We start from the raw sequence: 12,103 nt of genomic DNA on the forward strand, positions 1-12,103 counted from the left end.
TCTCCGGGCGCAGGGATTAGGAACGGTTGTTGGCGAGCGGGATGCCGCCGGCATGGTGGGCGGCGACGTAGCCGAAGGTCATGGCCGGGCCGAGCGTGATGCCGCCGGCGGGATAGCGGCCGGCCATCATGCTCGACATGTCGTTGCCGACTGCATAGAGGCCGGGAATCGGCGCATCGCGCGCATCGAGCACGCGTGCCTGCGCATCCGTCTTCAGCCCGGCGAAGGTGCCGAGGCTGCCGGGCACGATCCTGACCGCATAGAACGGCCCCGGCCCGAGCGGCGCGACGCAAGGGTTGGGCTTTTGCTCCGGCGCGCCCTGGATGCGGTTATAGGGGGTGTCGCCGCGGCCGAATTCCGGATCACGCCCATCCGCCGCGGCGGCGTTGTAGGTTTCGAACGTCCGGGTCAGCCTGGCGGCATCGATGCCGCAGGCCGCAGCAAGTTCCGCGATCGTCGCGCCGCGCTTGAGATAGCCGTTGCCCAGCCAGTGCCGGATCGGGAAGGGGCGCGGCCGGACGCGGCCGAGCCCGTAGCGGCGCAGGAAGCGGTGGTCGCAGATCAGCCAGGCTTCGGCCGGCTCGCCTGCCGGCGTCGCGGCGAAGAGGGCCTGCATCACGTCGTGATAGGAATCGGCCTCGTTGCAGAAGCGCCTGCCGTCGCCGCGCACCATGAGTGCGCCCGGCTTGGCACGCTCGACCAGATGCGGAAAGCGACCGGGTTCCAGGCCCGGCTTCGGCACCAGCGAGACCGGCGCCCAGGCTCCCGCATGCGGCAGGTCCGTCTCGACATGCCCGCCCGCCGCCTCGCCGAGCCTGAGGCCGTCGCCGGTATTGGCGCGGGGCGCTGCCGACCAATGCTCCCGGCCGCTCGGCGCATGCGGGAAAAGCGCGGCCTTGCGGGCGAGATCATGCGGGAAGCCGCCGGTGGCGAGCACGACGCCGCGCGTCGCCTGGATCGTTCGGCGCTGGCCTGCGCTCTCGACGGTGGCGCCGACGATGCGCTCGCCGTCGCGCAGCAGCTCGATCGCCGCGGTCTCGTTCAGCAGGGTGATGCCGAGATCGTCGGCAGATTTGAGCAAGCGCGCGACCAGGGCATTGCCGTTGACCAGATGCAGGCCGCGGCCATGGCTGGCGCGGTCGACGACATGGCGCGCCAGCCGGCGCAGCACATGCAGGAAGGAGGGGAGCCGGCGCGTCGCATGCAGGAAATGCTGGAGGTCGGCGCCCGAGCCGATGTTCATGCCGAAGGGCGCGATTTCCGCCAGCGGCGGGCGCAGATCATGCAGCCGCGCCCCGAGCTCGCGCCCGTCGAAGGGCTTGGCGCAGAGCGAGCGGCCGCCGGTGCCGGCGCCGGGGGAGTTGCCGTGGAAATCCGGGATCGGGTTGCCGTCGATGAAGTCGACCACACTCTCGCGCCGGAAGAAATCGACCATGCGCGGCCCCTGCTCCAGCAGCATGGTGACGAAGGGCTCGTCATAGCCCTCGCCGAGCTCGTGGCGCAGATAGGTGCGGATCGTCTCCTCGCCCTCGTCGATCCCGGCGGCGCGGGCGAGCGGATTGCGCGGCAGCCACATCCAGCCGCCGGACCAGGCGGTGGTGCCGCCGAAATGGCGCTCCTTCTCGATCACGACGACGTCGAGGCCGAGCACGGCGGCGGTGACGGCGCTTGCCAGCCCGCCGGCCCCCGAGCCGATCACCAGCAGATCACAGGAGCTGGGCAGGGCGCTGCTCATCCCACAGCGCGCTCTGCAACTGGCGCGCGCTGGCCGAGCGCATGGCGGATCGCGCACCAGGCGAAGGTGATGGCCGGGCCGATGGTGATGCCGGGCCCCGGATAGGTTCCGCCCATGATCGACTGCGCCTCGTTCCCGCAGGCGTAGAGCCCGCCGATCGGCCGATCGCCATCGCCGAGCACCTGCGCGTTCTCGTCGATGACGAGGCCGGTTGCGGCGCCGATATCGCCCGGCGTCAGCTTGACCGCGTAGAAGGGCGCGCTCGCGATCGGACCGAGCGTCGGATTGGGCAAGCCGCGCGAGGCGTCGCCGTTGACGCGGTGATAATCGGTGGTGCCGCGCCCGAACTCCGGATCGATCCCGGTGCGGGCATGGTCGTTCATGCGGGCGATGGTGTCGGCGAGCGTCGCAGGATCGATCGAGAGCTTGCCGGCGAGTTCGGCGATGGTCGCCCCTTCGAGGAGATAGTCGTCGGCGAGGAAGGGCTTCAGGTCGCGCGTGCCCATCCTGACCATGCCGAGCCCGTAGCGGCGCAGGCCCTCGGCATCGGTGACGATCCAGCAGGGAATCGTCGGGCGCGTCCGGTTCGCCTCGAACATGGCGCGGCTGAACAGGTGGTAGGAGGTGGATTCGTTGACGAAGCGCCGGCCGGTCTGGTCGACGCAGACGGTCCCCGGCTTGCTGCGGTCGAGCACGAAATGTGGAAAGACGGCGATGCTGCCGTCCGGTCGTTTCCGTGTCGAGACCGGCGCCCAATAGGCATTGTCGAGGCTGCCCTCACTGAGACGCGCGCCGAGCTTGAGGGCGAGGTCCTGCATCGCGCCGGTATGGCCGGGAGCGGCGGGGCTGAGCGCAGGCATCGGCGCGTTGAGCAGTTCGCCGCGCCGCTGCGGATGGCGGTTGAAGCCGCCGGCGGCGAGCACGACGCCGAGTTGGGCCGCGATCGCGTGCTTTGTTCCGCCCTGCTCGACCACGACGCCGGTGACGCCGTCCGGCCCGGTCTGCAGCTGCGTGATCGAAGCGTTCAGCAGGACCGTGCCGCCATGCTTCTTCAGCGTCAGCAGGAGGCCGCCGATCAGCGCATTGCCCATGACGAGGCGCGTGCCACGCTTGCCGCTGAGACGGTCGAGCCCGTAGCGGCCGAGGATGGCGGCCGCGTGCCGGAAGGAAGCCCAGGATGTCTTCAGCTTGAGCAGATGGCCGATATCGGTGCGGTCGATCATCATGCCGCCGAACAGGGTGAATTCCGGGATCGGCGGGCGTATGCGGTGGAGGTCCTCGCCGAGCTGGCGCCCGTCGAACGGGATGGGTTCGAGCGCGCGTCCGCGCAGGGTCGAGCCCTCGACATCCGATTCATAGTCGGGATGGGTGGCATAGGGGCGGAAATGCACCGCGCTGCGCTGCTCCAGCGTGGCGATCGCTTCCGGCCCAGCGCGCAAGAAGGCTTCGCGCTGCCGCGCCGAGGAATGGTTGCCGACGACGCCGTCGAGGAAGCGGGCGGCCCTCTCGACGGAATCGCCGGTCGCGACCTTTTCGGCATGCAGCGAGTTCGGCACCCAGGTCGTGGCGGCGGAGAGGGCGCTGGTGCCGCCGACATGGTCGGTGCGTTCGACCACCAGCACCGAGCGGCCCTCGATCGCGGCGAAGACGGCCGCAGCGAGGCCGGCGGCGCCGGAGCCGGCGACGATGACGTCGTAGGATGTCTGTTCCGGCAATGCCGCCAGTGTCGTGAACATCATGGACCTCAGCCGATACGCTCGCCGGCGAGCAGGAAGTCGACCATGGCGCTCTGCAGCGCCTGGTACATGTCTGTGCCGGTCGAGGTCGCGCAGCCGTGCTTGCGGGCGGCCTCGATCAGCGGCGACACCGCCGGAACCGTGATGACGCAGCCGACGAAAGTCTCGGGCGCGAGCTTGTCGGCCTCGACCGGCAGCGGATCGCCCGGCTTCATGCCGGCGGGCGAGGCGTTGGCGACGAGGTCGAAGCCGCTCGGGTCGGCCGAGCCGGCCCGGACCTTCGTCCCGTTGCGGCCGTCGAGGCGGGCGATGAGCCGGTCCCGGCGCTCGGCGTCGGCATCGTGGATGGCGAGCTCGCGGACACCGGCATCGACGAGGGCGAGCGCGATGGCCGAGCCGGCGCCGCCTGCGCCGACCAGCAGGGCGCGCTTGCCGGCGGGCTCGCCGCCATTGGCCTTGACCGCGCCCACGAAGCCGAGCCCGTCGACGATGTCGCCATGCCAGGCGCCGTCCTGGCGCCGGCGCATGATGTTGACCGTGCCGAGGAAGTCGCCGCGCTCGGTGGCGCTGGCGCAATGGCGATGGCAGGCGAATTTGTGGGGTACGGTGACGATGATGCCGTCGCAGTTCGGGACATGGTCGAGCGCGCTCAGGAACGTGTCGAGATGCTCGGGCGCGACGCGCACCGGCGCGACGATGCCGTCATGGCCGCGCGCGGCGAAGGCGGCCGTCATGCCGGCCGGCGATTTCACCTGGGCGATCGGCTCGCCGACGATGACGTTGAGGCGCGTCGCGCCGGTGATGGTGATGCTCACTTGTCAAATCCTCCGGCAGCGGCCGATTTTGTTTGGCGCATTTTCTTCACGCGAACCGGTGTCCACTTCGCTCGAAAATGCTTTAAGCCGCACGATAGTCCTGGGTTTCGACGACGCCGAGAAGGCGCGCCTGCAGGGCGTCGTCATGCTCCAGCTGGGCGGCCTCGCCGGCGAAGGCGACCTGGCCGTTGACCAGCACATAGGCGCGGTCGACGATCGGCAGCACGAGCTCGGCATGGTGCTCGACGATGATCATGGCGACGCGCCCGCGCAGTTCCACCAGCGCTTCCATGACTTCGTTGACCACGGCCGGAGCCAGGCCCTCGAAGGGCTCGTCGAGCAGCACGAGCTTGCTCGGCACCATCAGGGCGCGGGCGATCGCGACCATCTGGCGTTCGCCGCCGGAGAGGTTCTCCGCCTTGGCCGCCTGGCGTGTCTTGAGGCGCGGGAACAGAGCGAAGGCTTCTTCGAGCGTGATGCCGCCTGGTCTCTGGGCCAGCAGCAGGTTCTCGGTGACGGTGAGATTGGGGAAGAGCCGGCGTCCTTCGGGCACCAGCGAGATGCCGAGCCGGTTGATCTCGAAAGGCTTGAGCTTGCCAAGGTCGGTTCCGGCAAAGCTGATCGAGCCCTGGTCGAGCGGCAGGCTGCCGGTCAGCGCGCGCAGCGTCGTGGTCTTGCCGACGCCGTTGCGGCCGAGCAGCGCCACCGCCTCGCCCTCGCGAATGGTGAGGTCGACCCCGGAGAGCACGGTGCTGCCGCCATAGCCGACGGCGATGCCCTTGGCGTCGAGCAGGACCGGGCTTGTCGCCCCGGTGCGGCGCATCACCGCCGGAGTGGAGGCCCGCTCGCCATCCTTGGCGGCGCCGAGATAGGCGGCGATCACCTCGGGATTGCGGGCGACCTCGGCCGGCTTGCCGTCGGCGATCACCTTGCCCTGGTGCAGCACGGAGATGCGGTTCGAGATCGCCAGCACCCGGTCGATGTCGTGCTCGATCAGCAGCACGGCGTGGCGCTGGGCGAGCTTGCGGATGAGGTCGGCGACGACGATGCGGTCGGCTTCCGCGAGGCCCGCCAGCGGCTCGTCGAGCAGCAGCAGCTTGGCCTCGATCGCCAGCGTCACGCCGATCTCGAGCAGTCGCTTGGCGCCGTGCGGCAGATCCTGGGCGAGCTCGCCGGCCTGGTCGGCGAGGCCGACCGCGTCGAGGATCGACCAGCAGCGGGCATTGATCGCCTCGTCGGCATGGGCGTCGCGCAGCAGGCCGCGCGCCCCGATCCGCTGCGCCTGCACGGCGATGCGGACATTCTCGAACACGCTGAGGTTCGGGAAGATCGAGAGGATCTGGAAGGAACGGCCCATGCCGAGCCGGGCGCGGGCATGCATCGGCAGGCGGGTGACCTCGCGCCCCTCGAAGAAGACCTGGCCGCTTGTGGGCGGCAGCACGCCGGTCAGCATGTTGTAGAAGGTGGTCTTGCCGGCGCCGTTCGGGCCGATGATCGAGTGCAGCACGAAGGGCTTGACCTGAAGGTCGATCTCCCTGGCGGTGACGAGGCTGCCGAACTGCTTGGAGAGCTTGCGCGTCTCGAGGATCGGCTTGTCCGGGTCCATCGCCTGGGCGGCGCTGACATAGGGCTCGATCACCGCCGGCCGCGGCGGAATGCTGCCCCGGGTCAGCGTCCAGCGCTGCTTGCCGATGAGGCGCTGGGCCAGGCCCTGGATGCCCTCCGGCGAGAGCAGGGCGAACAGGATCAGGACCGGGGCAAAGATCAGCCACCAGTTCTCGGTGATCGCCGAGAGCCGGTTCTCCATGATGATGAAGGTGATCGCGCCCCAGAGCGGGCCGAGGAAATGGTGGACGCCGCCGAGCACGGTCATCAGCAGTGCGTCGCCGGCATGCTGCCAGCTCAGATTATTGGCGTAGACGCCCTGCAGCAGGAAGGTCAGCAGCGCGCCCGAAAAGCCGACGAAGCCGGCCATGACGACGAAGGAGCCGAGTCTCAGCAGATAGACGTTGAAGCCGAGGCTGCGGGCGCGCTGCTCATTGTCGCGCACCGCCTGGAGCGCCCGGCCGAAAGGCGAATGCACCAGGCGCCAGAGCAGGCAGATGCCGGCGACGACCGCGGCCAGCACGAAGAGATGGAAGGAGAGGTCGCTGGAAAAGCTGGCGCGGGCGACGCCCTGCAACCCGTTCTCACCGCCGGTGACGGCCGTCCATTTGAAGGCGACCTCGAAGGCGATCTGCGAGCAGGCCAGGGTCAGCAGCGAGAAATAGAGGCCCTTGCGGCGCAGGATCAGCGCCCCGAGCCCGAAGGCGAGTGCCAGCGAGAACAGCACGGCGAGCACGAGGCCGAAGATATCGTTGCTGATCTTACCGAGCACGAAGAAGGCGGCGGCGTAACTGGCGCAGCCGAAGAACACGGAGGCGCCGAAGGGAACGAGCCCGGTATAGCCGACGAGCAGGTTCACGCCCATGCCGTAGAGCGTGTAGATCGCGATCTGGGTGATCAGCCCGATCGGCGCGCCGAGGCCGAGCCAGAGCAGGGTCAGGCCGGAGAGGACGAGACCGGCCCAGAGGGCGGGATGCGCAAGGAAGCCGCGGGCGTTCATTCGAAGCGCTCCCATTTTTCACCGAAGAGGCCACGGGGACGCACGAGCAGGATCGCCGCCATCAGCACGTACATCGCCGCCCCCGCCCATTCCGGCTGGAACTGGATGGTCATGGCGATGGTGATGCCGACGAGCAGGCCGGCGATGATTGCGCCGACATAGGAGCCGAGCCCGCCGATGGTGACGATGACGAAGGCCGGCATGATCGCGCTCGCTGCCATCGAGGGCGTCACGGTCCAGAGCGGCGCGGCGAGCAGCCCGGCGAGGCCGGCGAGCAGGCAGCCGATGCCGAAGACGAAGCTGAACACCACCGGCAGGTTGATGCCGAGCAGGCCGACCATCTCGGCGTCACGCGAGCCGGCGCGGATGATCCGGCCGAACGGGGTGTAGGTCAGGAAGGCCCAGAAGGCGACGAGGGCCGCGACCGTCACCACCAGCACGAACATCCGGTACTTGGTCAGAAGGATCGGCCCGTATTCGACGAAGCCGGACAGGAAGCGTGGCGCGCTGAACGGCAGCGGCGCGCCGCCGAAGATCATGCGCAGCACCGCCTCGAACAGCAGCGCCAGCGCGAAGGTCAGGATCAGGCCGAGCAGCGGCTCCTTGCCGTAGAGATGGCGGATCAGCACGATCTCGACCAGCATGCCGAGCGCGCCGGTGACGAACGGTGCGAGCAGGGCCGCCCACCAGCCGAATTCGCGCGCCAGCACCAGGGCGACATAGGCGCCGACCGCGAAGAAGGCGCCATGGGCGAAGTTCACGATGCCGAGCAGCCCGAAGATGATCGAGAGACCGACGGCGATCAGGACATAAAGGAAGCCCAACACCAGACCGTTCACGGCCTGGGACAGGATCATATCGAGCATGGGGCGCTCCTCGAGCGGGCGCGACGAGGTGAGAGGAGGAGGCTGGCCGGCATGTGACCCGGCCGCCCCGTCATCCGGTTGAGTGGAGCGTCAGAGCGCGTCCATCTTGCAGGCGCTCTCGGCTTGCGAGCCGAAGGCCTTGTCGATGTCGCCCTGCGTCTTCGGCAGCTCGGCCTTGATGTCGAAATAGTCCCATTTGTCGGTGATCTTCGGCTTGATGCTGGCGATCAGCAGGCGGTTGACCATCTGGTGGTCGAAGTCGCGGTAGTGGACGTCGAGGTCGCCGCGCTTCACCTGCCATTTCTCCAGCGCGGCGACGATCGCCCCCGGTTCGGTCGATTTGGCGGCCTCGATCGCGTCGAGCAGGCTCTTCATGCCGAACCAGCCCATCCAGGCCTTGTCGGCGGCGGGGCGGTTGTATTTTTTCTCATAGGCCGCCGCCATCGCCTGTTCTTCCGGCGGATTGTTCGGGTTCTTGTAGTACCAGGTCAGGGTGTAGAGCCCGTCCGCAGCCTCCGGCCCGACGCCCCAGAGATCGGTGTTGCCGACCGAGATCTCGGCGAAGGGGATGCGCCCGCGCATGCCGAGCTCGTTCCACTGCTTCAGGAAGGTGGTGAGGTCGCTCGCTGCGACGCCGCCGATGACCACGTCGGGCTTGGCGGCGCGGATCTTCAGGATGAAGGAGCTGTAGTCCGGCGTGCCGACCGGCACCTCGTCGGCGCCGACGATGGTGATGCCGTTCGCCTTGGCATAGGCCTCGAAGGCTTTCTTGATGTCCTGGCCGAAGGCATAGGCGGCCGTCAGCAGATACCACTTCTTGCCGATCTCGCCGCAATAGGGCGCCAGCGCGCGGACATGCACCTCGACCGGCGGCTGCAGGCGGAAGGTGTACTTGTTGCAGGACTTGCCGGTGAGATCGCCGGTGGCGGCGTTGGCGGCGACATAGGGGATCTTGGCCTTCTTCGCGACGGCCGAGATGCCGAGCGCGAAGGAGCTCAGCGCGCCGCCGACCATGCCGACGACCTTGTGCTCGCCGACGAGGCGCTCGGCGTTCTGCTGGGCGCCTTGCGGGTTCGGCTCGTCGAGCCAGACGATCTCGGCGGGGCGGCCGAGCAGCGTGTTGTTGCGCTGCTCCAGCGCCAGCATGCCACCCTGGGCGAGATATTCCGACTGGTCGACGATGCTGCCGGTCTTGGCCCAGATCATGCCGATCTTGATCGGCTCGGCCGCAGCGGCATTGCCGATATAGGGCATGCCGAGCCTGGCCGAGACGAGGCCGCTCGCGCCGAGCGAGCCGGCGCCGAGCAGAAGGCTCCGGCGCCTGATGGTGGAAATCCGCTGCGGCTTGTTTGCGTCGGTCACGACGTCCTCCCTGCGTTGGCGTTCCCTGAAGCCTTGCGCGGCTTCGATTGGCGGGCTCCGCGATGCGTGCCGGCGCCGACCATCTAACACGACTGGAATGAAATTCCAGTCATATTTTCAAAACTGGAATTTTATTCCAGTAGACTTGACCGCATGGCGACCCGGCGGGATAAGGGGAGGCAACGCGAGAGGCTGGATCATGTCGTCATTTTCGGTAGGGATCGTCGGGGCCGGAGCGATCGGCCGCTTGCATGCGGACGTGATCGCGGGGACGGATTTCGCCGCGGTGGCCGGCGTCGCCGATCCGACCGAAGCGGGCCGGGCCTTTTGCAGGGAGCGCGGCCTGCGCTGGTTTGCGGACCATCACGCCCTGATCGCGGCCGGTGGCGTCGAGGCGCTGATCGTCGCGACGCCGAACCAGAGCCATCTGCCGATCGGGCTCGATGCGATCGCGCACGGGATTCCCGTGCTGATCGAGAAGCCGGTCGCGGTGACGGTAGCGGAGGGGGAGGAGCTGGCGGCGGCTTCGGCCCGGGCCGGAGTGCCGGTCCTCGTCGGTCATCACCGCCGCTACAATCCGATCATCGCCACGGCGCGCGAGACGGTGCAGGGCGGCGGCCTCGGGCGGCTGACCACCGCCACCGTGCTCTACACCTTCTACAAGCACGACGCCTATTTCGACCTGGCCTGGCGGCGCGAACCGGGCGGCGGGCCGGTGCTGATCAACCTGATCCACGAGATCGACCTGATCCGCTTCATCTGCGGCGAGATCGCCGCGGTGCAGGCCGTCACCTCCGACCGCGTCCGTGGCCTGCCGGTCGAGGATACCGCGGCGGTGCTGCTCGAACTGGAAAACGGCGCGCTGGTGACGGTCAGCCTGTCCGACACCGCCGTCTCGCCCTGGAGCTGGGACCTGTCCTCGGGCGAATTGCCGAACTATCCGGCGCAGCCCGCGCCGGTGACCTCGCATTTCCTCTCGGGCACGGAAGGCTCGCTGACGCTGCCCGGGCTCGATCTCTGGCGCTATGACGGCGAGAAGAGCTGGTTCGCGCCGATCTCACGGCAGGCGCTGCCGGTGACGCGCGAAAGCCCTTATCTACGCCAGCTGCGTCACCTGCGCGATGTCGTGCGCGAGGGCGCCACGCCGCTGATCGACGCCGCCGATGCGACCCGCACCTTGCGGGCCACACTTGCCGTCCTTGAGGCGGCGCGCCAGAGACAACGCCAGGAACTCAACTACGGGTAGGGCCATGGCGAAGAAGCTCGTCGCTGACACGGATGAGACCGAGGCCGAGCAGGCCCCGAGCGGACTGCTCGAGCGGACGCTGGGCGTGATCGAGCTCCTGGCCGCCCATGCGCACGGGCTGCCGCTCTACGAAATCGCCGAGCGGCTCAGCATTCCCCGCAGCGCGACGCATCGCGTGCTGACCAGCCTGGTCGAGCGCGGTTATGTCCGGCAGGAGCGCCATCACGGCATGTACCAGCTCACGGCCAAGATCGCCTCGCTCGCCTTCAGCTTCCTGGCCGGCAGCGGCATCACCGATCTCGCCCAGCCGGTGCTCGACCAGCTGGCACGCGAGACCGCCGAACTGGTTCGCCTCGCTTTGATCGACGGGCGCGAGCTGATCTGGGTGGCGAAATCGCAGGGTTCGCCCTTCGGGCTGCGCTACGACCCCGACATGGGCCAGTCCGGCCGGCTCTCCTGCTCGGCAAGCGGCCATGCCTGGCTCTCCTGCCTGCCGGAGGAGGAGGCGCTCGCGCTGGTCGAGCGCCAGGGCTATGGCACGCGCGAGGCGTTCGGCCCGAAGGCGCCGCAGACGCCGGCCGCCCTGCTCAAATATCTGCGCCAGGCGCGCAAGCGCGGTTTCAGCATGGTGAGCCAGACCTATTCGCCCTGGATGAGCGCGACGGCCGCCCCGATCCGCAGCGCCCAGACCAATGAGGTCATCGGCGCGCTGGTGATCGCCGGGCCGCATATCCGCCTGACCGAGGAGAAGATGCTGTCGTTCTCGCCGATGCTGCTCAGTGCCGCCAGGGAGTTGTCGCTGGCGCTGGGAGCGAGCCCGACGCTGGTCTCGCATCAGCCGCGCGGCCCCTTCTTCGGCTGAGCCCGGCATCGTCATCAAGGAGCCTGAGAGGATGCAGCTGGCGGCCCACACTTTCGGCTTCGTCTGGCAGGAGGAGGCGGAGGCAGCGGTCGCGGCTCTCGCCCGCGCCGGCTTCCGCCGGATCCAGCTCATGGCGACGCCGCCGCATTTCGACCCCTGGCGCGAGGACGAGGCCCGGGCCGCGCGATTGCGCCGGCTCATCTCCGATCATGGCCTCGCATTGCTGGCCGCCGATCTCGCCAGCAGCGACATCAACCTCGCCAGCGCCGCTCCCGAGGTCGTCGCCTTCTCGGTCCAGGCTTATCGCCGACTGGCGCTGCGCTGCGCCGAACTGGGTGCGCGGCATGTTTGCGTCGGCTCCGGGCGGCGGCATGCGCTGCTCGCCAAGGCCAATGACCGGCTGATGCAGAGCTTCCGGCCGGCCTTCCGCCAGGTGGTGGAGGAGGCGCGCCATGCCGGGGTCGGCGTGATCCTGGAGAACCATCCACAGGGGTTGCTCGACAGCGCCGCGACGATCATGCGCTTCCTTGACGAGGAGGGCTATGACGACGTTCCGGTGATCTACGACGTCGCGAACGGCTTCGCGATCGGCGAGGATCCGGCCGAGGGCCTGCGCCTGCTTGCCGGGCGCATCGGCATCGTCCATCTCTCCGACAGCCCGACCGGCCAATGGCGACACGATCCGATCGGCAGCGGCGCCATCGATTTCACCGCGATCAGGCAGGAGCTGGAGCGGCAGGGCTATGCCGGGCCGGTCGCGCTGGAGATTCTGTCGGAAGAGCCGCTGGCCGGATTGCTCGACGGCGTGGCGCGGCTGGCTGCGCAGGGCTGGCGCTTCGACGGGCCGTTGCCGCAAGGCTGAACGACAAGGACGGA

General features: G+C 68.7%; 9 protein-coding genes. 3 read left to right on the top strand and 6 right to left on the bottom strand.

Translation table 11 applies throughout. The features are described from left to right. Nucleotides 1-16: 16 nt before the first annotated feature. The 6 genes from ASE66_RS12110 to ASE66_RS12135 form a co-directional block, all read right to left on the bottom strand. Nucleotides 17-1,735 carry an FAD-dependent oxidoreductase gene (locus ASE66_RS12110; protein ID WP_057189839.1) on the bottom strand — a complete coding sequence of 573 codons (1,719 nt, stop codon included), beginning with the start codon at nt 1,733-1,735 and terminating at the stop codon, nt 17-19. Then, entirely contained in the window at nt 1,732-3,471 is a 1,740-nt protein-coding gene (locus ASE66_RS12115; protein ID WP_057189840.1) for an FAD-dependent oxidoreductase, read from the bottom strand. The genes ASE66_RS12110 and ASE66_RS12115 overlap by 4 nt, the downstream gene beginning before the upstream one ends. A gap of 8 nt (nt 3,472-3,479) precedes the next feature. Further along, nucleotides 3,480-4,286 carry a shikimate dehydrogenase family protein gene (locus ASE66_RS12120; protein WP_057189841.1) on the bottom strand — a complete coding sequence of 269 codons (807 nt, stop codon included), beginning with the start codon at nt 4,284-4,286 and terminating at the stop codon, nt 3,480-3,482. An 82-nt stretch (nt 4,287-4,368) separates the two neighbouring features. Then, the gene (locus ASE66_RS12125) at nt 4,369-6,891 is read right to left on the bottom strand and encodes a branched-chain amino acid ABC transporter ATP-binding protein/permease (RefSeq protein WP_057189842.1); all 2,523 of its coding nucleotides are present in this window, start codon (nt 6,889-6,891) and stop codon (nt 4,369-4,371) included. Next, complete coding sequence (locus ASE66_RS12130) at nt 6,888-7,757, bottom strand: branched-chain amino acid ABC transporter permease (RefSeq protein ID WP_057189843.1); 870 nt, start codon at nt 7,755-7,757, stop codon at nt 6,888-6,890. Before ASE66_RS12130 ends, ASE66_RS12125 begins: the two co-directional genes overlap by 4 nt. A gap of 90 nt (nt 7,758-7,847) precedes the next feature. After that, nucleotides 7,848-9,119, bottom strand: a complete 1,272-nt coding sequence (locus ASE66_RS12135) for an ABC transporter substrate-binding protein (RefSeq protein WP_057189844.1) — start codon at nt 9,117-9,119, stop codon at nt 7,848-7,850. A gap of 199 nt (nt 9,120-9,318) precedes the next feature. On the opposite strand from ASE66_RS12135, the gene ASE66_RS12140 reads away from it, so the two are divergent. From ASE66_RS12140 to ASE66_RS12150, 3 genes are read left to right on the top strand one after another with little or no spacing between them, the layout of a single operon-like run. Then, nucleotides 9,319-10,365, top strand: a complete 1,047-nt coding sequence (locus ASE66_RS12140) for a Gfo/Idh/MocA family protein (RefSeq protein ID WP_057189845.1) — start codon at nt 9,319-9,321, stop codon at nt 10,363-10,365. A gap of 4 nt (nt 10,366-10,369) precedes the next feature. After that, on the top strand, nt 10,370-11,227 hold the full coding sequence (locus tag ASE66_RS12145; RefSeq protein WP_057189846.1) for an IclR family transcriptional regulator: 858 nt from the start codon (nt 10,370-10,372) through the stop codon (nt 11,225-11,227). A 31-nt stretch (nt 11,228-11,258) separates the two neighbouring features. Then, entirely contained in the window at nt 11,259-12,089 is an 831-nt protein-coding gene (locus ASE66_RS12150) for a sugar phosphate isomerase/epimerase family protein (protein ID WP_057189847.1), read from the top strand. Nucleotides 12,090-12,103: the final 14 nt, after the last annotated feature.

This window comes from Allobosea sp. Root483D1, from assembly GCF_001429505.1.
GTDB lineage: Bacteria > Pseudomonadota > Alphaproteobacteria > Rhizobiales > Beijerinckiaceae > Allobosea.